General features: G+C 43.5%; 19 protein-coding genes. 1 reads left to right on the top strand and 18 read right to left on the bottom strand.

Annotated features, from left to right (window positions below; all coding sequences use genetic code 11):
- Positions 1-117 precede the first annotated feature (117 nt).
- On the top strand, positions 118-750 hold the full coding sequence (locus tag V3224_RS24085; protein WP_334473155.1) for an acyl-homoserine-lactone synthase: 633 nt from the start codon (positions 118-120) through the stop codon (positions 748-750).
- Here the strand turns inward: V3224_RS24085 and V3224_RS24090 are convergent.
- The 18 genes from V3224_RS24090 to V3224_RS24175 form a co-directional block, all read right to left on the bottom strand.
- Positions 732-1,454 (bottom strand): helix-turn-helix transcriptional regulator, encoded by a 723-nt coding sequence (locus V3224_RS24090; RefSeq protein ID WP_334473156.1) that lies wholly within the window; start codon positions 1,452-1,454, stop codon positions 732-734. The genes V3224_RS24085 and V3224_RS24090 overlap by 19 nt on opposite strands.
- 42 nt (positions 1,455-1,496) lie before the next feature.
- A complete protein-coding gene (mobF, locus tag V3224_RS24095) occupies positions 1,497-6,395 on the bottom strand; it encodes a MobF family relaxase (protein ID WP_334473157.1) in 4,899 nt (1,632 codons plus the stop codon).
- A 3-nt stretch (positions 6,396-6,398) separates the two neighbouring features.
- A complete protein-coding gene (gene traD, locus V3224_RS24100; protein ID WP_334473158.1) occupies positions 6,399-8,456 on the bottom strand; it encodes a type IV conjugative transfer system coupling protein TraD in 2,058 nt (685 codons plus the stop codon).
- 79 nt (positions 8,457-8,535) lie between these two features.
- Positions 8,536-9,276, bottom strand: a complete 741-nt coding sequence (gene traT / locus V3224_RS24105) for a complement resistance protein TraT (RefSeq protein WP_334473159.1) — start codon at positions 9,274-9,276, stop codon at positions 8,536-8,538.
- Between the two features lie 92 nt (positions 9,277-9,368).
- Entirely contained in the window at positions 9,369-9,818 is a 450-nt protein-coding gene (locus V3224_RS24110; protein ID WP_334473160.1) for a hypothetical protein, read from the bottom strand.
- Positions 9,815-12,601 carry a conjugal transfer mating-pair stabilization protein TraG gene (gene traG / locus V3224_RS24115; RefSeq protein WP_334473161.1) on the bottom strand — a complete coding sequence of 929 codons (2,787 nt, stop codon included), beginning with the start codon at positions 12,599-12,601 and terminating at the stop codon, positions 9,815-9,817. Before traG ends, V3224_RS24110 begins: the two co-directional genes overlap by 4 nt.
- 2 nt (positions 12,602-12,603) lie before the next feature.
- Positions 12,604-13,962 carry a conjugal transfer protein TraH gene (locus V3224_RS24120; protein ID WP_334473162.1) on the bottom strand — a complete coding sequence of 453 codons (1,359 nt, stop codon included), beginning with the start codon at positions 13,960-13,962 and terminating at the stop codon, positions 12,604-12,606.
- Entirely contained in the window at positions 13,959-14,486 is a 528-nt protein-coding gene (gene traF / locus V3224_RS24125; RefSeq protein WP_334473163.1) for a conjugal transfer protein TraF, read from the bottom strand. The genes V3224_RS24120 and traF (V3224_RS24125) overlap by 4 nt, the downstream gene beginning before the upstream one ends.
- A 2-nt stretch (positions 14,487-14,488) precedes the next feature.
- Positions 14,489-15,250: a type-F conjugative transfer system pilin assembly protein TraF gene (gene traF / locus V3224_RS24130; protein ID WP_334473164.1), complete on the bottom strand. Its 762-nt coding sequence runs from the start codon at positions 15,248-15,250 to the stop codon at positions 14,489-14,491.
- Entirely contained in the window at positions 15,247-17,046 is a 1,800-nt protein-coding gene (gene traN, locus V3224_RS24135; RefSeq protein ID WP_334473165.1) for a type-F conjugative transfer system mating-pair stabilization protein TraN, read from the bottom strand. The genes traF (V3224_RS24130) and traN overlap by 4 nt, the downstream gene beginning before the upstream one ends.
- Positions 17,039-17,461, bottom strand: a complete 423-nt coding sequence (gene trbC, locus V3224_RS24140) for a type-F conjugative transfer system pilin assembly protein TrbC (RefSeq protein ID WP_334473166.1) — start codon at positions 17,459-17,461, stop codon at positions 17,039-17,041. Before trbC ends, traN begins: the two co-directional genes overlap by 8 nt.
- Positions 17,462-17,471: 10 nt before the next feature.
- The gene (gene traU / locus V3224_RS24145) at positions 17,472-18,464 is read right to left on the bottom strand and encodes a conjugal transfer pilus assembly protein TraU (protein WP_334473167.1); all 993 of its coding nucleotides are present in this window, start codon (positions 18,462-18,464) and stop codon (positions 17,472-17,474) included.
- The gene (locus V3224_RS24150; protein ID WP_334473169.1) at positions 18,464-19,171 is read right to left on the bottom strand and encodes a hypothetical protein; all 708 of its coding nucleotides are present in this window, start codon (positions 19,169-19,171) and stop codon (positions 18,464-18,466) included. The genes traU and V3224_RS24150 overlap by 1 nt, the downstream gene beginning before the upstream one ends.
- Complete coding sequence (locus V3224_RS24155) at positions 19,168-19,527, bottom strand: hypothetical protein (protein WP_334473170.1); 360 nt, start codon at positions 19,525-19,527, stop codon at positions 19,168-19,170. The genes V3224_RS24150 and V3224_RS24155 overlap by 4 nt, the downstream gene beginning before the upstream one ends.
- On the bottom strand, positions 19,524-20,147 hold the full coding sequence (traW, locus tag V3224_RS24160; RefSeq protein ID WP_334473172.1) for a type-F conjugative transfer system protein TraW: 624 nt from the start codon (positions 20,145-20,147) through the stop codon (positions 19,524-19,526). The genes V3224_RS24155 and traW overlap by 4 nt, the downstream gene beginning before the upstream one ends.
- On the bottom strand, positions 20,140-20,481 hold the full coding sequence (locus V3224_RS24165; RefSeq protein WP_334473173.1) for a TrbI F-type domain-containing protein: 342 nt from the start codon (positions 20,479-20,481) through the stop codon (positions 20,140-20,142). Before V3224_RS24165 ends, traW begins: the two co-directional genes overlap by 8 nt.
- A 3-nt stretch (positions 20,482-20,484) precedes the next feature.
- Positions 20,485-20,823: a hypothetical protein gene (locus V3224_RS24170; protein ID WP_334473175.1), complete on the bottom strand. Its 339-nt coding sequence runs from the start codon at positions 20,821-20,823 to the stop codon at positions 20,485-20,487.
- 153 nt (positions 20,824-20,976) lie between these two features.
- The gene (locus V3224_RS24175; protein WP_334473243.1) at positions 20,977-21,678 is read right to left on the bottom strand and encodes a TraG/VirB4 family ATPase; all 702 of its coding nucleotides are present in this window, start codon (positions 21,676-21,678) and stop codon (positions 20,977-20,979) included.
- Between the last annotated feature and the right edge of the window lie 157 nt (positions 21,679-21,835).

Genomic DNA, 21,835 nt, shown 5'->3' on the forward strand with positions numbered 1-21,835 from the left:
TTTAAATATGAAATTTAAAAAAAATTTGAATTATTATTACGACAAATTGCCAGCGAAAATTGATCCATACATTGATTATTTTTTAACTGAAATAATGTATTTATGTGAAATCTGATAATGTTAAATTTTATTGATGTTAAATACTCAGAAATATCTAACTGTCAATTAAATGATTTATTTTTCCTCAGGAAGAAATCATTCAAAGACAGGCTTAACTGGTTAGTTAAATGTAAAAATAATAAAGAATTTGATGAGTATGATAACAAAGACGCTAATTATATTTTAGGGTTCTATAAAGATAGAATTATCTGTGGGGTTAGACTTATTGATATGATGAATGCTAATATGATTGAAGGAGAATTTAATAAATATTTTAAAAAAATAGATTTACCTAATGGAAATTATATTGATGCCAGTAGATTATTTGTGGATAAAGACAGAACAAGGCAATATAAAATAAGTAAATACGCTATAAGCTCAATGCTTTTTTTGTCAATGATTTATTATACAAGAAGCTATGGTTATGATGGTTTGTGTGCAATCATTAGTCATCAGATGCTAATTATTTTTAAGCGCTCTGGATGGAATGTTTTTGTTATTAATAATGGCATTTCGGAAAAAAAAGAGATTATTTATTTAATTATTATGCCAATTGATTTAGGTAATACTATTTTTTTAAAGAAAAAAATTTTATCTGAATATAAATTTGATGATCGCTGGCCTTTAACATTTTATCCAGATGGCATGTGAATAATTTTTAATTCTGTGGCTAGCTTTATAGCATGTTTGGCATTATAAACTCCTAGTTTTTTAACTATATTGCTCATGTGAAATTTTATGGTTCCAGGTTTAATATCAAGTATCTTGGCAATATCTTGGTATGATCTCCCCATGCTAACCCAATATAAAATTTCATTTTCCCTACGAGAAAGCAATGAGTATTTAAATTGACTACGATTTTTTTCTATCTCTTTATAAAGAGATAGAAATTTTTGATGTGTTTTAATAAGTAATTGTTGTAATCTTTCTTTATTATCGTGTATGAGTTGTGTAATATTATTGTCTGATTTAGTATGAAATATAGATAATACTGCTAAATTATCATTGTAATCATGAAGTATGAATGTGTGCCCTTTTTTGATATTATATTTTTCTGATTTTTTGAAAATTTTTGGTAGTTTCATTTCTGAATATATCATGATTTTATCATCCCACTCGAAATCATCAACTCTTTCCATTGCATTTATAATTACAGGGTCGATAAGGTGGTAATTACCTTTTATATAAAATTCAAACCAATCAGTGTGGTTGTTAATTATGATTACATTCATTGGATTGGATTTATTCATAATTAAATAAGCATATTTAATATCGCCATATTTTTTAATTTCTTCTTCTAAAGAATTTTTAATCTTTTGATTTATTAGTTTATTTCCGAAAAATTTAGTTTTCATTTTTATCTCTTAATTAAGATTTTATGATTAGAGAAGATTATTTTAATCTCCATATTCCTTTTCTTTAATTTTTGAGTTTTTCTCTTCTTCATGATGATATGAAATATTTATTTCATCATTTTCTTTTTCCAGTTTTTGAGGTTCTTCTTCGAGTTGAAGATCCGGTATTTTCTCATCATCATGCAGTAGTGCCGATTCTAGTGTTATGTCCAACTTCTCATTAATTTTTTCTATTTCTCTATCTTGCGGTAAACTTTCAGGGATTTCATTTCTAGGGACGTTATCCAGTTCAATCACAATCGAATGGTCTTTTTTATCATTTTTTAAGGCTTCATCAAATTGTGATAGTGAATAGAGGTTAACGCTGTTCTCATCATTGCCTTTGTTCAGTACAATATAGACGCCATCGGATGCGCCTTTGTAAGTGGCTTCTTCAATGTTTGTGTTCCCTGTATAAACGCCCACCGGAATATGAAGATTTCCCCGCTGGATGCCGTGTTCGTTGGTGACGGGTAATAACAATTCAGGTCGGTCATGATGGGAAAATCTGGCCACTTCAAGTAGTGATGGTTCTATCTTTTGTGCCAGTTTTGTGTTACCAATTTCTTTGCTGTTATCCCAAATTCTGATTTCATTTCTAGCCAGTTGGTCTTCCTGTTTATTCAGGATGTCATGCGCGGTTAATCTGTCACCGGAATTTTTTGTCAGGTTTTTCATCCAAGCATTGCCATCTGATAAATAAAGCTGAACGTGTTCTTTTGCACGGGATAATTCCACATAGGTATTATCCATTGCCGCGAGGGTATGCGCGCCTTCATAGACGATAACATAGGAATAAGAAGCGCCTTGTGAAGCATAGCTTGTGATGGCATAGGTGTAATCCAGATGTCTGTCGGCATATTCTTTTGTGGGTTGATAGGTGACGAGCTTGCCGTTTAACTCAATATGGAGCTTATCGTCCTCAATCCGCTTTATCATGCCCCTGTCGTTATTGGCAATATTGCGGTCTTTATCGGTTGTGGTGAGCCGGATTTTTTCACCTTCTGAGACCTCAATGGTTTTGTCTTCAAAAAGTGCGACGACGGCAGGATTTACTTCAAGCGGTGACAGGTATTTCTCCTGATTATTTTCCCGATTTACCAGACTAACAATGCCTTCTTTTGAAACTCCTGTTATTTCAAAATAATGTTGATTGATTTTTGCGATGTGACCCAACTGGTTTTGCCAAAACTGGCTATCTTTTAAATCTGCTTCCTGATGGTTGATACGTTGTAAAACAGGAATACGGACTGATTTACCCAGCATCTGTTGACTTTGCATCACCGCATGAATGTTTTCATTTAACTGATTTCGAGCTGCATTCAATGGTGTGATAATCACCGTGTTATCACGCGCTTCTTTCGTTCTACCTACATAGTCATCAATCACCATTTTTATCATTTGATTGTCGTTTTCCTGTGGTTTACCTGATGAAGCGCCCTTCATGATTGCGCTTTCGGGAATAAAAGCACCATTATCCCTTGCTACTCGGTCAGGAGAAACCTGGCAAATAATATCGAGTGATTTTTTGGTGTTTCCGGCAATTATTGCTTCAATAGCCGGTTTTAATTCAGGTGTCTGTCTGACGATTTCCTCCATCACCACTTTATCGGCGGCACTTCGTTGCCAGGCGAGGGCAAAAGGGGCGCCCCGTTCGAAGGCTTTTAGCTGTTTTGCATCCCCTGAGAGGACGACTCTCCCTGCATTATCCGTGATGTTAAGTAGTAATTCTGCCAGGGTTTTATTGCCAATCATCGAGCTTTCATCAATCACAAACAGGGTATTTTTATACGATGTTTTGAGGTTGCTCTGGTGCTTTTCCATTAGAAAGCTGGCGATAGTTTGGGATTTTATGCCCGCTGCATGTAATTCATTGACGGCTTTATGGGTGGGTGCGAGGCCGACGATATTCACATCGGGTCGGTTATCGTTAAGGGCTTGAGCCACTGTTTTAAACTGGGTGGTTTTCCCGACACCCGCATAGCCTTGTATCATTATCGTCTGGTCTTTTGAGGTTAAAACGAGTATGGCGGCTTTTTGTTGGCCTTGGGTTAATCCGGTAAAATGCAGTTTTTCGTTATTTTGGATTAACGGCAGTTGACTGTTTTTACCTTGTAAAATCTGCGTGAGGATTTTGACCTCATTATCAAAATCTTCTTTGCGAATAAAGCGACCATAAAACTCGTGCGTTGTTTCATCCACGCATTTCACTTCACCTTTTTTGAGGCGCTGTTTAAAAGCGTTAATGCAATCATTAAACGAAAAATTACTGGATTTTGCTGCATCGGTAATCACATCGAGGCTATTAAAAACCATACTTGATTTTGTCCGCCGGTCAATGGCGATGTTTAGCTGTTTTTGGATATCAGGGGTGACATTATGTTTAGCAACATCGGCGGCTTTTAAGAATGATTCATCACCTTGCTGGATATCAGAAAGCACAGTGGTGCTAATTTCAGTTTGTTGTAACCGTTTTTGGATACTATCCCTATCCAACCCGGTAAGCCCGATAATGTTTTTTCCGCTGTGCCTTATCTGATTGATGGTTGAATTATTAACCTCTTTTTCGTTAAACACCGCAATCACGGTTTGATTTTTATTGAGACTGTTTCCAAATGCTTCACAGTAGTGGTATTCCAGTTTGCAATCGGCTTTTGGGGTAAATGACGCTTTTTTACCGTGCTCATCTTCCATGATGATTTTATCGGTAAATAAAAAATTGCCTTTTTTTAACTCCGTCACCGTAAAGGTTTTGCCTGCCTGGATATTTTGGCCAAATACGCCGGTTGCTTTGACGCTATCGCCTTCTCGCAGTTCCATCTCTTGCACCTTAAAGAGATGGTAGTGACTATCTATTTTATTTATTGAAAGGGCAGACGTGTTACCTGCATTATCCTGTAATAGAAGTTTATTACTTTGTTTGCTAATACTTTTTATCTGATACTGCTGCCGTTCATTTTCTGTTGTGCGCTCAAGTATCATGCCGATGTTATAGGTGTTACGCTGATTGCGGTTAGCGGCATCTAAAAATATCGATTTTTTGGTGGTCACTACCATCTTATTTTCAGACAGCAATCCTTTTTTGATTAAAATATCACGGGTTTTGGCTGTTAACGCTTCTTTTGTTGGGGTATTTCCTGCCTGAATGATGACCTCTTTATTTAAAGCATAAAAGTTAGCAAAATGATTAGCGGCGGTCTGTATTCTGCTGGCTTTGTCCTGTTCAGGGATAAAATAGAGATGTTTATCGGCATTGGATTCATAGGCATTAATCGGTTCAGCGCCGAGTGCGCGAGCGATTTCACTGGTCAGTCCTTTATTTTTACGGCTGGCACTATCCAATGCAATAATCGTGTCGCCCTCAGCATAAGAACGACTAAGTAATGCCGCGACTTTGTTAAGGGGGAGATGTTCAGACTGGTAAATCCCGATTAATTGCCGTTTGTGGTTATTTTTCTGGTTATCATTTAAATAATCATCAATGCTGATGGTTTTTACTTTCTTATTGACCTGTTCCTGTAATTTATTGCTGATTTTTTTATTTGGCGTAATGATAACGGTATTTAATTTATTTTCTTTGGCAAGGACATGGATTTCGTCTATTACCTGAATTTCATGGGCAAACCCGCCTTTAAGATTAACCAGATTAAACTGGACATTGTTTAGCGTGATATTTTTGGCTAATGCGCTTTCTTGTTTTGTTGTCAATTCATGTTTACTGTACCGCAACTGATGAATGAGTGTGCTAACCTCATTTTCCTGTTTAAGATGGGTTTGGGTGGTCAAAAGCGTGCTTTCTGAATTAAGTGGTACGAGATTCCCTTGTTTAATCGCCTGGTTAATTTCCTTGCGTAATGTTTCTAATGCTTTTGTCTGGCAAGGGATGCGATTAATAACATGCATTAATAATGCATCATAGGAAAATCGGGTGTTTTTGTCCGATAGTACCTTAATGGATTGTGAGATGGCATTTTTAAGGTCGATTTCAGGTGTTGATGGGGTGACGGTTTCTGCTTTTTTCACGTTATCCGCCGAATAACCGGTTTTCGCCAGCGTTTCTTGCCATTCTTTATGCAGTGTTTCGACATTGGTAAAAGTTTTTGCCTTACGGGTTGCTAACACGGCAGCACTTTTTTGTTTAGCAGAAGCGGTTTCGCCTACCGCCTCAACAACCTCTTTGCGTCTGGATGAAAACGGTTCGGTGGGTACGCCTTCTATTTCCCATAACCCATTTTTACCCGTTGAAACAAAAGAAAATCCCTGCTTTTGCAAACTTTCTTTTAAGTGCTGGCGATAAATAGACCCAAAGGTGATCTGTAAATCGCGGATAATTTCGTTAAAGCCATTGCGATTGATGGTATCCGATGACAGCGTTTTCCAGCCCCTTTTATCTGACCATGTGGCATTAATTAATAAGGCATGCGTGTGTAAATTAGGATCGAGATTGCGGTTAGTCGTGTGAAGGAAAAGGGCAGCAATCGTATTGCCGGTGATTTCCGTTTGCGTGACCCCTTTTGTCATTGAACGGGTTGAGGCTACGCTTTCAATCTCTTTGAGTGCTGACACTACCGCCTGTTTATGTGCATCTAACACCGCGGTATTGCCTTCAACCAAAGCTAATACCGACACACTTTTAGGGGCAGAAAATGTTAAGTCATAGCCTGGTCGATGTTTATTTTTTCCATTAACATTAAAACTTAAATCGGTGCCGTCCGGTAATTTTCCTTCCAGCACCTGCTCAAAGGTATTTCTATCCACCGCGCCGGTTAATCCTAACCGTTCAGCGCCTTTACCAAACCACCAAGTCCCTTCTTCACCGACGAAGTAATAGTTATCCTTTTCTTCATAATAGTTGGCACTGGCAGAAGCACCTCCACTGGTGAGATTTTTAACCGAGAGCATAGGCTAAATCTCCTTTTCTGTGCTTTTTTCATGTTTTAGGTTGTTGTTTGTCTCTTGTACTGGGTTATCCAAGTTGTTCTCTTCTGCTTCTAATACCGGTTTGCCGGTTTTTGCGGTGCCATAATAATTAACCGGCTCAACATAATGGGTCTGTTCAGCGGGAGGTATTTCCATCGTCTGCGGGTTGTTGGTCTGGTTTTGATTATTTTGGTCTGATTGCGTGCGTCGACCGGTGACCAATTTGTCCACTTTATTTTCAATCCCCGATTTATTTAGTTTCTGCTCAATCTGATTATCAAAAATGGCTGAAACATCGCGCTCAATTTTCCCTGCGGCAATCGTTTTATATGTTTTATGTTCCAAGGTAAGTTTGACAATAGGTACATTCCCGCGGAGCGAGACAAAGCACTCCAAATCATCCAGATTCTGAATATCGGAAAAACTGACAATTTTTTCGCGGGTATCTTCTTTGGAAAAGTTCACCCCATCCCGAATAGTATCCACACCGTAGCTATACTGGTCACGGAATTTCAGTAAACGGGTCTCACCCAACTCTTTTTGTACCCACTCGGCGACACTGCCACTGGGGGCACGGAAATACAAGGTGGTATTCGACAAATCCCAGATATTGCGAGCGTCATGAGCGCCATAGTTCGCTTCCAGTTGCGAAAAGTTTTGAATACCGATAAGGGTTGCCCCACCAAATTTACGGGCTTCGGAGAGATAATCGCTAATGACCGGCAGCTTATGAAGACTGGGTAACTCATCTAACACTGTCCAGATACGACTTTCCCTGCTGGGTGTTAACGCCAGTACCGATTGCATGGTGATATTAAGCCAGGTGCTGATTAACGGCTTTAAGGCAGTATGTAAGCGACCATCGCTGGAGATAAAAATCCAGGCATCTTCATCGGCATTTTGCACCCATTCCCGAATGGAGAAAGGCGGCTTGCCTTCTTTTTCCAATCCCTGACAGTAGCGTAAGGCTTTGACATAAGCACTTAACACGGTACGAATGGTCATGGCGGTTTTTTCTATACTGCCATCAACCAGATTAGCGGCATCGGTGCCCTGCACAAAATCATGCAACTCGGCCAGCGAAATCGACAATAACCTCTGCAATAATTTTTTAATCGAACGGTCAGGATGTGAGCGCATATACTCAGCGGTCGCCACAAACAAAAGACGAGCAGACATCAGCCAGAACGGGTCACCACTTTTGGCATCGGGGAATAAGGGCAGCGCAAACGTTTCAAAATCAGCACGGTCTTGGCATTCGCGCCATAAATCCCAGTTCGGGCAGCGTGCTTCCATTGGGTTTAAGATAATATCTTTGCCTTCGCGATAAAAAAGCGGGATAAAGTTATTGCCTTTATCGTAGATAATAGCTCTTTTCCCCTGTTGTCTTACCTGACTCAACAGGTCATTTATGACGGTGCTTTTTCCTGTTCCCACCGTGCCATGCAGCCCAATATTTTGTTGTTCGCTGTTTTCAACCAGGTGCAAATCCCCAACCTTAAGCGATGAGAGTTTACTGTTGGCTTTTAAGAAGCGGTTAATCTCTTTTACCGAACTGGCCAGATAGCGACCGCCAATAATCTCATTTTTTCTCTGCTGTGCACCTTTTTTACCTAACCACCAGAACACCGCCACAATCAAGCCAACAAAGGTAAAGGAGGCGACTCCCCACGCCCAAAATGCCGCGTCTTTCAAGAAGACATAGCAATGAATAAAATACCTGTCGATACGAACCTCGCGGGCGGTTTTTTCAAATTCAACCACCTGACCGGTTCGGGGGTTTAACCAGTGAAAGGTGAAAGTGCCGCCTTCGCGGGTGCCAATTGCTTCCTGTAGCGGGATGACCAGTGTATCCATCGCCCAGTACGCTAATCCGTGTATCATCTTCTCAAGCGGGATTTGAAAGGCAATGGTGGCAAAAAAGACAAGAATGGTAGCCAGAATTACCCAGAACGCCACGATATTGGCTATCTGCATAAACATGGCCACCATATATTTGATTACCTGACCGCCCTGGGTCATGTTTCTGGCATCAAGACTCATAATCAAACATTCCTTTACGAGAGAAGCCCAATTCGTTATCGAAAAGCGTGAAATTAACTGGGCTTTATTTTGTGAGAAATTAAAGAATATTGGCGATGCTGTTGGCTAACTGGTTTTCGAGTTCCGGTTTCGCTTCTTTAAATTTCAGATTGACCTTGTTGGCATTAGACACAATGCGCGTCTGGTATTTATGACGGTTGGTGGTTTCGGTGCTGGTTTGAAGTTTAGCGCCTGAGGTGCCCTGTTTTAAGCGCGCAGTATCATTTACCGTCACATTAACGCCTTTGCTTAAGGCGCTAATTTGCAAGTCGGTTATCATCGTATAATTCACATCCTCTACCATCGCATCGACCGCGGCGCCAACCAGCCCTGCGGCTAATCCAACGCCTAATGCGCCGCCGGTGGAATCGATGTTATAAGCCATGGCACTTGCGCCCACTGCTGCGCCAAGGGCAGCGCCTTCATAACCTTGCGATAAAAAGCGTTGGGCATCTCTTAAGTCCATCTTATCGGCCTTTAACACGTTGGCCTGTATCCAGTAATAGGCGGCATTGGGGTTATTCACCACGGTATAGCCTTTCGCTTCCACCGCTTTTCTAATCAAGCTCGCCAAATCCGACATATCTTTGTCAGAGGTGTTTTTAATTTGCAAGTAAACGGTTTTCTGAGAAGCCGGATCTAACCAAATCGTTTCACTCATTTGGGTTTTTACTTCGAGGTTGCGTTTTTTCACTGCTGTGCTGACTGCACTACAGCCGGTAAGGGCTAGTGAAGTCGAGATGAAACTGACCAAAATTAAATGCTTAAAAGGATGTGCCATTTTTAAAAACTCCTTGAATTAAGGTATAAGAAGTCACTTGAACATTAAATTGAACAAGTGAAATGAAGTTATTTGGTTTTTAGATAAAACGATTAATCATCGCTGACGCCGTAGGGATTACCACCTGCATCAAGACCACCACACATAGGAAGTCCTGTAGCGGGGTTATAATCTAGGTCTTCATTCAATATATTGTGTGAGTTATTATTAGCATTGAATTTGATAAAAAAAACAGCCATAACTAATAAAATAAAACAGAAGGTAATAGATAAAACATAGAGCTCATCGGTCACCGAATCAGTACTCTGTGGTGTTATATTTAGGTGTTCCTTTAAGAATATCAGCATTATTCCAAAACAAAATATTCCAACCACCCCCTTTTTTATTACTTTGTTATAGGTTTTCCAGTTTTTTGCAGTAAAACAAAGAAAACCACAAACTGTTATGATTGACATACTAATCATAGAAAATGTCTGTTTAAAGAAAAACAAACATAATGATTCAAGCGTTACTATCATGATGATAAAGGTTAAAAATTTCATTTGCCCCCCTTCTCTTCATATCTATTAATATTAGCCGATTTTTCCTTATTTATCGCCTTTTCATTGGCAATTATTTTATCCTGAGTCGGTGCCACGTGGTGCCCAAAATCGGTTTTTTCTGCTCTCATCGCTTTCGCATATTCACCGGTATTGGCCTCGGCAGATTCAAGTAGGCTGACCTTATTGCTTTCACCGGTTTCAGGATTAACAATGGTCTGGTGTTGCCGGATTTGGCCTTTGTTGGCTTGCTTTTCCAATTGTGCGTCATTTTGATTAAAGCCAGCTGGATTATATTGGCTGGCATCATGAGGTACCTGCATACCCTGATAATGACTGGCCACCACTGCTTGATTGGCAAAGTGATTATGCCGAATATCATCGGCTATCCGATCACTGAACTCGCTCACCAGCGCTTCACGCTGCGCCCTGATCGCAGGTGTTCCGGAATCAGTTAACACATGACTTGCTTCGGCTTCACCTAAACGCGAATACGCAAACAGGGTAAACTCCTGCTCCAGGCGATGTGAAGCACTTAGGCGTTGGGTTTCGGTTAAATTGGCTTGTTCAGAGATCGTTTGTTCTTTGGTTTGACTTGCGGTAAATCCGGCGAAGTTTTCGCTGGTATTTTGCAGTGAGGCTCGTAAATCTCTCACTAAAGATCGTGTTTCCGCGTTGGAAATCCGGCTAACCTCATTATCGGTCATGTTTCTTATGAACGATGCGGATTGACTGGCAGAAAAATCCCTTGCTACCTGCAGATCTTCTGATGTTTTATTGCTTTTTGATGCAGATTCTGTGTTCTTGTCTGTCCATGTATGTCTATAAGAGGCTTCTCCTTTCCCTGATAAAGCACCTTTACTACCACTAAGACTGCCTGATATACCCAAAGAAACATTATCTATTCTGTCCGTGGAAGTTGTATCTTCTCTTGATGTACTGTTATTTGATGAAAGAGAAGATTTTGCCTGTTGGGATTGTCTCTGAATATCCTCTATCGCTTGACGCTGTTCACCGGTTAACCCGCTTTCAAATGACCCTTGCTTGTTAAACTGGTTACTTAACGCGGTCGAGATATTGTAGGTATCCGAAATCGCACTTTTTAAGCCCTGATGGTAGCTTTCGGTCTCGCGGTGTTGACTACTTAACGCTTTACTGAAGCTGGTATCGAGCATCGAACTGGTGTCTAAACTAAACGGCAATTTCGAGATGGCTTGGGTGGTATCGACAATATGCTGACCACTTTGAGTGGTGCTAATCACCGCCCCGTTATCGATTTGCTGACTGGAGAGTCCCGCTTTGAAACTCCGATTTAAATCGGTCTTAAAGCCATTGATATTCTCCACCTGCATATTGGCCATGTTGTAATTGCCGCTCGCCACCGCTGACGCATCGGCGGTCGTTGCCCCTGCCAGGGCATTACCCAGATAGGAGCCGGCACTGGCAATCTGTTGTCCGAGGGCGGTGAAGAGCTTAAAACTTAAAAACGGAATCGACATCATCATCCAGCCGGCAATACCCGCCGTCGTGCTGCCGGTCTGGGTGAGTCTGTCCAGATTGGAAAATGTCACGCTCTCCCCATTCAAGGTGGTCGCCATCATAAAATTATAAATATGATTAAAGATAGCAAACATCACTGGCCACAACATCAGGCTACCCATGATATTCAGGTAATTAATGATGACCTTGTACGTAATTTCTCTGACAAAGAGCGCTAACGCCATAATCGGAAAGAGCGAAATACATAAAAGCATCAACACGGTATTCAGTTGCGGTAGCATTTCACTGGCTAGATGATAACTGGCCTGATGGGATAAGCGCATTTTGGCCAGCGATTGCTCGGTGGTAATGAGATTTAACCCTGCGGGGTCATTCATGGCTGCGGCGTAGGCGTTAAAGCCTTTTCTTAAGCCCGCTATCATGATGTTCTGTTTTAAAATATCGGCGGCAGATTGGCTGGCTTTCATAAAGTAGTTGTAGCTGCCTTCGAGCATATGTGGTAATACCACTGACGCATCGTGGCGACCTGGAAAGAGCTTTCGTGCATAAAACATCAGTGTGCTGCCGGAGCCTGTGGTATCCAGATTAAGCAGCGCTTTAAGTTTCACGGTGGCTTGCTGGCAGGTCATAAACTGACTGCGTGCGCCTTCAGTATTTTCAGACCCCCACCCCTGATAATAAATGCCTCTTAAGGGACTGGGTTTGGAGAAAATCAGGCTGTAGATATCACGGGTATTGAGTAGCTGGCTTAAGCTGTATTTGTGGTTAAGCTGAATATCGGGTATCACACAGTTTTTGACGTATTCACTGAAATTAGCGTTAATCTCAGGACTGTGGCTGTGAAAAGTCAGGGATTCCTGCATCAGTTTTTGCCCAAACATTAAGCCCGTTTTGCTGTAGGCAACACTGTCGGGGAGATGGAAAAAGTCATCATAAAATGTCGCTACTGAATGGCCGATACCGGTGAGCAACCAAAGTGGGGTGGCTAATCCTACTGGCACATTATCCACCCGATTGATTTTGTCTGGCCTTGTCAGGTCGTTGACCACCACCGTGACTTTCGGTGTAAGCAATAATGCCGTCACACAAACGAAGGTGAATCCCCAGGCAAAAAGCCCTTTTAAGTCATGGGTTTTAACGTACGTCATGACGCAGGTTAAAATGCCGAGCGTTTCGGCCAGATAAAGCAGCCCACCCCAGGTGCGGTGATTAACCATCGCCGCCACCGCATTTAAGGTTTGGGTCACCATATCACCCCCGCTGATAAACCAGGTATCTAACACCATCTTTATCCTCCAAACTGATAGTTGCTCATCAATCGGTCAGACAACCCTGATGAGAGTTGCTGGCGCAAATAGTGCAAATTGCGCTCAAGCTCCAGCAGATGACTTTGATTAATGCGCATTTTGGTTAAGCGCAGCGCCATTTTCTCGCGCACGGTTTTAAGGCTGTTTTGAAACTGTTTGTTTTCTTCTTCGGTATTCAGACTCCCTGCGCCTGCCACCTCCACTAAATCAATCAGGCCGTCGATATAGCTCACCACCATATCGCTGGCGATGTATTCAGCCAGCGATGTGACTATCGATTCATCGAGACTGAGTGAGGCGCTGTCAATCACATAGCGCAGGATTTGGACGCGGGTACTGCCAATCAAGGCCGTCTCCTTGTCGGTTAATGCCGCATCGGTGGTGGATTTTTTAAACAGGCTTGACAACAACTTTTGGATTTGTGCTATCATGCCATGGCTGGCGGTCACTGTGATTTTGCTCTTCGTGGGCTTCAAGCATTGCGTGACATCGTCACAACGATACACCTCCGTTGTGCCACCTTTTAAAATTGCGTCCATCACACTGTCACTTGCCCCTAGCCCTGGCAATATCGATAACTCTCCGAGATTGCCATAAATCACGGTGCCGACCAGCGACATCATCAGCTCCTTTAATTCCCTGTCACTACTTATAAACTGATTAATTTTCTCAAAGGCACTCCAGGTTAAGTTGCGATTGCGCGGTATCCGCTTTTTCTCTTCGTCATTGGCATGGTTAAACACCTTACTGGTTTCATTGCCCACGCCACAGCCCTGACGGGACGCTGCCCAATCAGCAAAAACGCTGTGGTTACCCGCGATATCCTGACAAATATGTTGGGTGTTGGCCTGATTTTTTGGCCCCAGTCCACCGATAATCCCTTGTGCCGCCTGACAGGTGGAGATATTGGTATTGTTAATATCGGTCGCCAGCTTCTGTAGATAGTCCTTAACCGCTTTCACTTGCGGTAGTGCGGTTTCCAATGCTAGGTCAAAGGCGTAACCGGCGGCATTACTTAAAATCTGTTTGGCCATCACTTTTATCTGGTCGGAGTTAATAAAGCTAAATGATCCCAGATAGGCATCAATGCCACCGCAACCGGATTTCACTTCGGGTAAGGTGACCGAGATAAGCTGGATTTGCCTGACGGGATTACGCAGAAACAGCGACCCACCCGTGAGATAACCGGCAGCCTGTCCCTGCCAGGCCGCCGCTTGCGTGACATTCCCGCCACTGCCGCTGTCGAGTTGTTGGAAAAACTTGTTTAAATCTTCATTGATACCGGCATGCGTTGTGGCAGCAAACAGCATTAGGGCGATGAGGTTATTGCGTTTTTTCATTGCAATACCCCCAGTTTTTCAGCCAGTAGAAAAGACTGTTCCAGTCGGTTAACGAAGGCCGTTGCACTCAACATGCCTTGCGAAACCGGAATGGCGACCAGTGTTTGGGTGTTAACAATGAAATTCGTTGGGGTCACCTGCGGTAATTCAGGGAAAAACTCACCAATCACATCAGGGGTTACCGGTAATACGTTGGTAAAGGTGCTATCGCCCAGCCCGTCAAAACTGTACACAAAGATTGGAATGCCCAGTTGCTGCACGGTGGCATGCAGGATGGGATTAAACTGCTGACAATACTGACAATCGGATTTCATAAAATGCACGATTTGCCAATGGGTGATGTTAAGTGCCTGACCGGTCGATAAGTGAAAAGACTGGGGCTTCGCTTTGGGCACTGTGCGCGGTTGCGTTGGGGTATCTCCTGCCGCTGTCTTGTGTTTTTCGAGTGCAGCGATTTTGTCAATCACATCCGCGTTAGCGGGGATGACGAAAAGCAGTATAAAAAAAGCAAATAGTGTTTTCATCGTTAATCCCTCGGCGCAAAATCAGTGACGCGATTGAGCAGCCGCTTGGCTAAATCATCCTGGCTGATAAAGCCATAGGCCAGTGGATGGTAGCTGCCCGTGCTCGGGTCAACCAAAAAGAGTGCAGGGAAATAGCGAATCTGCATTTTTGCCGCCTGTCCTCGGTCTTTCTGGCTGTTGGGTAATTCAGGGTTGATGACGCCATCGACACTAATTGGCATCACCGCCATCTGGTATTGCTGGGCAAATTCCCGCACCACCTGGGCGAGCTTGTTGTCTAGGGGCGCATTCCCGCGATAGAAGAAAAAGACCCCATAACGTTCATTGACGGCTTTGATGGCAGCAGTTTGTGCTTTACGCTCGTTCGCGTAAGACAGGGTTGCCGTGGCGTTATAATGGGAATGCCGGTTGTTGTAATCGAGTTCCGGTTTGAGCAATAGTACCTTCTGCCAGGTAGCTGAAAACTGGCTGGCGTTATCCGACCAGTAGTTTTGAAATGCCATCCAGCACGCCAATTTTTCCGGCGATTTCGGGTCGAGCACCGCAGCATTGCGTAATTCATCGCCCAGGGCTTTAATTTTTTGCATGGTTTCCACGGCTGACAGTGTTTTTTGCGGTGATGACGGTGCTTCCAGCGTTTCCTGTTGCGGTGCCGGTTCGTTATACCAATGCCAACCGACCGCAGGGGAATAGTGATAGCCATCGTCCGGCTTTGCGGTAACCATCGCCGATACCAGCACGCCACTTAACAAAAGGCGTTTCATGATTTGCGCCCCCGTAATTCGTTTTTAATCTGCTGACTGATTTTTTCAGTGAGCTTCTGACTATCAGGTAGTTTCGTTTGGCTATTGAGTTCGTCATAAAATTCGGTGAAATCCAGCGCATCAAATTTCACCCGCTGCAATTCGTCAATCGTCAGTCCGCGACAGTCGGGATGTTTAGCACTGCCAAACCCCATGCCCAGTTGACCATCTCGACCTTGGGCTTGCACAATCTGCGCGAGCTTACTGTCAAACACGCAATAGCTGTGCTTTTTGCGTAAACACACACCTAACACGTCTTCGGCGCAAAATTCCCCCACATCGACCACCAACCCTTTTTCTTTGGCTTTACCAATCGCTTTTTCTTCACTGTCACAACTGGCCAGCCCAATATCCTGTCCCCAACCGCTGCTTTTACAGCAATTGCTAAAACCAATCGCCGTTTTACGGCACGCCATCGGTTTACCGGTAAAGGCACTGATATTTTTGCCATCTCCACTGATATCTTTACCGGCTTTAGCGAGTGCGGCTAATTGTGATACTGCTTCGCCAAAGTCATTGTTTTTACCCGAAGCAATGGCGGCACACTTGCCGTCTGAGCAGTAGAATTTACCGCCACAGAGAAACCCTTCCCCCTGCGTGGTTTGCTGGCACTGGAAATTGACCGATTCTTTAACGCATAAATTGCCGATTTTCTGCAAACACTGGCGTGTCCCTTCACTGCAATTTGGGTCTTTTTCCCAACGACCACAGGTATTGTCATCGTTTTCAGAGACCACCCACTGTTCGGATTCTTGCCAGCAAGGGAGTGTGACAGGATAACGTTTGCCGTCTTTAACGACATAACGAGTTTCTCCTTTTTGACTGCCCCCCGCTTTGGTTTTGACCGCGTTGGCCTTATCAACGGGGCAGTTCGCTGTCCAAACGACTTTTGGATGCCAGATTGTTTCATTGACTTTTACGGTAAAGTGCAACGTTAATTTGGCGGGGCTATTAAAGCGATATCTTTTGGCGCTATCTCGATCGTTGTGTGAGAATCGGATGGGTCGACTTTGACTGAATGTTCGGTCAGTTATATTCAGTTCTCCACTCAGCGTCTGTCTTGAACCTATCCAATAAAAGAAATCACCGCCAAGCCCTGAAACTTCCACACCGCCATAGCAACGATGGCAACCTGGGTGAGCATAAGTTACTTTTTCTATCGTGCCATCCACATCTGGCGTGATAACCGCAACAATCTGCCTTCCTTCCTTATGGAAAGGCAGGTTTTGTAATTGATAAACGCGGGTGACGGTTTTGGTTTGGGTTTCACTTGTCCATTCAACGCTTGCTGTGTTGGTACAGGTACTGACTATCGTTTTTCCCCGCTCGCAAACATGCGCTTTAAAGCTTGACTGGCTAATACTTTTTTTGCTGCACTTATCAAAACTTCCTGCCGTAATGCCTTCGGCATTTTCCTGAATGGTTTGGCTGTTTTTTACCATATCCGATTGCCAGTCGATTTTATCCTTGGGATTGTTGATATAGGTTTCACGGGCGAGCTTGCCTAACTCACTGTCATTTAGGGACTGATTGGCGGCATTGCCTATTTTTGATGCATCTTGATAAAAATCCGCCTCATTGGGGCTAGCGGTAAAATTAGGCAGTTCTTTTTGCGGCTGAAAATCCTTTAGCGCAGATTCTGTCTGCTTTTGCGTTTGTTCAGCGAGGTCATAACCTTCTTTCGCGGCATTATCCATATCGTTGGCAAAAGCCGATATCGCAAACATAAAGAGTGGCACGGTCAGTATTTTATTCATCACGGCACGCTCCATGACGACTGATTTGCGTTAATCCTTCCTCCAGCGCCAATGACCCATACACGACATCAAATGTCTTGCCACAGCGTTTAACCAGTGCAGGAACCTGGGTAATGCCATAATAGTCAAAGCGCAGCGGGTCAATCTGGATACCCGCTACCTGATATTTTTGCATCAGATTGAGCAAGTAACGGGCGGTTTTTTCCATGCTGTTGTCAATCAGTCCATTAAAATAGACTGGAATTACTTTTGTCTGTGCTGATTTTAATAGCGGCACTAACGTTTTTTCGGGGATGCTGGATGATAAAAAATAGGCGGTTTCTTGCTGTACACTTGCTAACGGCGCGCCCTCTTCTGCCTGTGTGGTGGCTGAAGGGAGTAAAATTAATAGAAATAGTAATGGTAGTTTCCGCATCGTTATCCTCCTAAAGCACCACACAGTTGCGTTTTTTCCACACTAGATAGCCGTAATTCTTTTTGGTGTTGGGCATTTCTTTACCCGTTTGCCAGCGAATAATACTGCGACCGGTCGGATGGCACTGATTGGCATCCGGCACGGGATTGACCATCTGATAGCGATAACGGCTTTTCGGCATAATGACGGTCGGGTATTCCTGACATACCGCCTTGTTTTCGCCAATCGTGTCCCAAATCATGCCTTGGCGATGTAATTTAAAATTCATCCGCTCAGTGAGTAATAACGCACTATTAATGCCACTGCTTTCGGAATAAACCGTCCCCGTGAATGGATACATCGAGCCGTGAGAACCCGCGCACCAAAAGAGCGCATCGAGTGGCAAACGGGCTTCACTGGCAATCGCATCGGCGGCACAGGCTAACTGCGCGATGCTATTGCCAAATAGCAGCGCCTCTGGATTAGTAAAGAGTGCTAGATTGTCGTCCATCCACATCGGGTCAAGTTCAGAGAGATAACCAATGTCATATTCCCCGCCTTGCATACAGCCAATGGTGGTCAAGATATTAAGCCAGCTAATCAGCGGATATTTATACCAGTGAACGTGGTACATCCCGCCTGGATTTTCATTCGCGCCTTTGGTGCCTTTTCCCATGCCAATTTGTCCTATCGGAATGGTGAAACCGCCCATATTGACCATGCACATCGGCGCGCGGGTAACATCGGTCATGGCAAACGGCTCCCAGAAACCTATCGCAAGACCAATGCGCTGAAATAACGGGGGGGGCGCTGGGCATAACTGAATCGGGGAAGAGGGATTACGCGTATCCGGCAGGCTACTGTTATTTAAACTGATATCACCAAGGCTAATTGGAAACAAACAGCGCCAGCAGATATCGGTAATGGGATTGACCCAGCGACCCTCACACAATGACGCTTTTGCCGACAGCATCGGAGTTAGTAGCAAAAAAGCGAACAATACGTGCAAGCGTCGCGTTTTCATTATGCACCTCGCTTCGCTTTTTGGACGGCAGCTAATAACGTTTTTTCATCGACCACACCGGTTAACATTGTGGTGCTGTTCACGTCTGGATTTTTGGTGGCAGTAACAATGAAAGCGGGTGTGGTTTTAATATTTAACTCTTCCAGGAAGTATTTGGTTTGCTTGGCTATCTTGTCGCTCGTGACATCCCATCCCAAAAGTTCCTCTTTCGTGCCAGCAAACGCAATTCCTACGCCAAACATCGCATCCTTTACGGATTGCCCCTTAAATAGCTGGCTAAAATAGTGCATAAAGGCCTTCTCTCCCTGTAATATCCAGACCTTTTTTTCAGCCTGCGCCGCTAATTGGGCATTCGGTAATTCACCTTGCGTATTTCGAAATATCACGCGAATATCGGGGTGGTTTTTTGCCAGCGTTAACAACATCGGTGCCATTTTTTTACAGTCGGCACACGCATAATCATAAGCCGCGACAAGCGTGACGCTTCCTTTTGCATTAATGACCGGATGCATGCCACCAAAATTTGTGCTGATATTTTCAATGGCGCTTTTTTGGATTTCTTCCGCGTTCAGCACTTTACAATCTGCTAATTCAATAATCGTGACGCCCTCGGTACGTTTTGGTGTACAGCGTGTTGTTTCGGCTAATACCGCAGCCGGCAACAGTAATGCGCTCATGAATAAACCCACTGTGATACGACTTTTCATAAACTCACCTGTTTTTGTATTCTGATTTCAGTGCCTTTTTTCAAGCTCATCAACCGATTGAATAATTCATCACCAATGTCGGCATCCGTTTTTGTTTCATCAAAAACGTAAACTTTGTCGTCAGGCAAAAATTCAGCGGCTACTTGATGACTGAATTCAATTAAAACGTCAAAATGTTCAATTTCTGGGTCTGAGTGATCGAATAAACAAATACACATATCAGGAATACCGACATTCATCATCGCTCTCAGCTCTTCCCCTATTTCCTGTTCAAGCGTCCCACTGGCAGGATAAAGATAAATACAGTGGTGATAGGGTTTTTCGGGACTGACTTCTAAATCTTCAAACTGACTCATTTTAACGCCACCTCAGTTATCCGTAGTAAGGGTTGATTCGGCATTTCATCCACGACACTGGGTAATCGCTCAATGCCAAACCGGTTCACTAAAACGCCACCTTGGTCAAAGTAAATACGCTGATTTAAGGTCTCGGCCGTTGTTTTTATATTCTCGTTCACTAAAATGATTTTTTTGATGGCGGTCGTCGGTTTTTGCGCGGCGATCCAGGCCAGCTGTTTTTCGTCATCACCATCGATGAAATAAAGTGTTTCATTAAAGGGGGTAATATCAAACGGATTCACCTTCTGCCCTTTGCGCGCAAAGACGGTACCATTGTGGTCACGAATATCTTTGGTGACCGTAAAGCTGGGGTCAAACGTCCGCGTGGTATTTTTCACCGCTTTGGTGAGTCCCTGTACCGGTTCAGGACGCTCGGCATTTTTTGTTACCCGGTCACGCCATTCCTGGTGAATTTTCTCCTCATTGCCTAAAAAGGCACTCTCCACCTGCCCCTCAATTACCGTCAGCAGGTTTTGTTCCGCTATCTCCCACACGTCACCAAACGTGCCGATTTCAGTTGCCAAACTTCCTGCACTGAAATTCATCAAAATACCGATGCAAGGCAGCCACTTATTCATGGTTTTTCATCGCCTCGGCAATTTGTTGCTGGATATCAGCCGTTTTATCTACTGCCCCTGCCATCACCGCACCACTCACTAATATTAACGTGTTACCTTTCGCGTTTTTTTCTAAAACAGCCTTCAGGCTGTTGTTGTATTTCGCAATGAGTTGGTCTTTTTGCGCCTCCGTTAAGTCCAGTTTGCTCACTTGCACTAAAAAGCGGTCAGTGGTTTTTTTCATATCAAAGGTGACAATGTTCGTCCGAGGAAAGAACCCGTGTTGTGCGGAAATCATCAGCAGAGCACTTAATAAGCTGCCGGTGATAAAATTGATGATGGCGGTCGTTTTCATGCGTTATGCCTTTTTGACAGGCTTTTTCAGGGCAAGTATGTTAGTCGTCACGCCCAATATGGCAAACAAACCTGAAGACACTAATGCCGCCTGCCCTAAAGAAAGGAAAAATATCAGCGGCGAGGGCAGATTCGCGTTAACGGCGAACAGCTGAATTTGACTGACATCCAGCCCGAGATTGCGAGCAGTGAATGCCACCATCAGCAAAATTATCGCTTTTAAATAGGCGTTTGGCTTTAACACGGCGTTGACCCATCGAGGTTTGGTTGTTTTTTGGCTGAAATACTCAACGATTGCCAAACCCAAACAAAAAATCCCTAAAATCCAGAGTATTTTTTGCATTTATTTTCTCCAATTCTGTATCTTTACAATCCCACCCCATGAGGCAAGTAAGAAATTGCCTCAAGCTTGTCACCGATCATGCAAAACTGATCCACTTTGCCAATTTAAGAGACTCAATCCTCAAAAAAAATGTTCAGAGGAATCCTCTCCCTTTTATGGTTTTACTTGCTTTAATTTCGCCAATAACGCGGGGTCTTTCTGTTGCGCCATTTCAAAAATAATGTCATTGATATTTGCCCCTTCCTTTAGGCGTTTCTCCCGATAGGTGAAGTCATCACCTCGAGAGGAAAAAAGCTCATTACTTAACGGGTCGAGCATCAATCGGTGAAAGCTGCTATAACCGCCCACACTTAAATGCACGGCGCTAAATCCGGCACGGCTGGCTGGGGGGAACTTTTGAATTAATGCCCATTCCATCTCGTTAAAGGCGGAAGGTTCTTCTTTTTGAAAAGAATTAAAGGCTTTTGCATCCTGCATCAGCGTAAATTTAAAACTGCTATTGTCATAAGCGGCCAATGCTGCCGTACTTAAATTTTTATCACGGATGCTTTGTGTTACGGTGCCAAAGGAGCCATTATGCCGACGGGCAGTACGGTAACCTTCTTCGATGAAATCGCGGACTTTAGGGCTTTTGGCATCCAGCAGTTTCCAGCCTTCATCAATGATGTTCATCTTGCGTAAACTGCGTGGCGTGTTGTACATCAGGTTTTCTGACCAGAGCATTAGCGTAAATAAAACTGCCATTAACAAATCCCGATTGGCTTTTAAGCCACCGAGTTCGGTGACCACAAAGCGCATATCGGGCTTTAAGGTCGGCTCGCTGCTGTTAAAATATTTGCCATATATCCCTTGTATCTTGAAATTTGGTTATAATAATAGCGATTAGATTTGGCAAGGTGTATGTAATCCGATTGTCCCTTGTATCTTGAAATTTGGTTATAATAATAGCGATTAGATTTGGCAAGGTGTATGTAATCCGATTGTCCCTGGGGTTTATAGCCCGTAGCAAAGC

Source organism: Arsenophonus sp. PmNCSU2021_1 (assembly GCF_036919435.1).
GTDB lineage: Bacteria > Pseudomonadota > Gammaproteobacteria > Enterobacterales > Enterobacteriaceae > Arsenophonus > Arsenophonus nilaparvatae.

Excerpts from the sequence above, each read along its gene's own strand:
- V3224_RS24170 (WP_334473175.1), bottom strand. The coding sequence starts at position 20,823 with ATGCAAAAAATACTCTGGATTTTAGGGATTTTTTGTTTGGGTTTGGCA.
- traF (WP_334473163.1), bottom strand. The coding sequence starts at position 14,486 with ATGAAAACACTATTTGCTTTTTTTATACTGCTTTTCGTCATCCCCGCT.
- trbC (WP_334473166.1), bottom strand. The coding sequence starts at position 17,461 with ATGCGGAAACTACCATTACTATTTCTATTAATTTTACTCCCTTCAGCC.
- traU (WP_334473167.1), bottom strand. The coding sequence starts at position 18,464 with ATGAAAACGCGACGCTTGCACGTATTGTTCGCTTTTTTGCTACTAACT.
- V3224_RS24165 (WP_334473173.1), bottom strand. The coding sequence starts at position 20,481 with ATGAAAACGACCGCCATCATCAATTTTATCACCGGCAGCTTATTAAGT.
- traT (WP_334473159.1), bottom strand. The coding sequence starts at position 9,276 with ATGGCACATCCTTTTAAGCATTTAATTTTGGTCAGTTTCATCTCGACT.
- traD (WP_334473158.1), bottom strand. The coding sequence starts at position 8,456 with ATGAGTCTTGATGCCAGAAACATGACCCAGGGCGGTCAGGTAATCAAA.
- mobF (WP_334473157.1), bottom strand. The coding sequence starts at position 6,395 with ATGCTCTCGGTTAAAAATCTCACCAGTGGAGGTGCTTCTGCCAGTGCC.
- traF (WP_334473164.1), bottom strand. The coding sequence starts at position 15,250 with ATGAAACGCCTTTTGTTAAGTGGCGTGCTGGTATCGGCGATGGTTACC.
- V3224_RS24150 (WP_334473169.1), bottom strand. The coding sequence starts at position 19,171 with ATGAAAAGTCGTATCACAGTGGGTTTATTCATGAGCGCATTACTGTTG.
- V3224_RS24155 (WP_334473170.1), bottom strand. The coding sequence starts at position 19,527 with ATGAGTCAGTTTGAAGATTTAGAAGTCAGTCCCGAAAAACCCTATCAC.
- V3224_RS24085 (WP_334473155.1), top strand. The coding sequence starts at position 118 with ATGTTAAATTTTATTGATGTTAAATACTCAGAAATATCTAACTGTCAA.
- V3224_RS24120 (WP_334473162.1), bottom strand. The coding sequence starts at position 13,962 with ATGAAAAAACGCAATAACCTCATCGCCCTAATGCTGTTTGCTGCCACA.
- V3224_RS24090 (WP_334473156.1), bottom strand. The coding sequence starts at position 1,454 with ATGAAAACTAAATTTTTCGGAAATAAACTAATAAATCAAAAGATTAAA.
- traW (WP_334473172.1), bottom strand. The coding sequence starts at position 20,147 with ATGAATAAGTGGCTGCCTTGCATCGGTATTTTGATGAATTTCAGTGCA.
- traN (WP_334473165.1), bottom strand. The coding sequence starts at position 17,046 with ATGAATAAAATACTGACCGTGCCACTCTTTATGTTTGCGATATCGGCT.
- V3224_RS24110 (WP_334473160.1), bottom strand. The coding sequence starts at position 9,818 with ATGAAATTTTTAACCTTTATCATCATGATAGTAACGCTTGAATCATTA.
- traG (WP_334473161.1), bottom strand. The coding sequence starts at position 12,601 with ATGGTGTTAGATACCTGGTTTATCAGCGGGGGTGATATGGTGACCCAA.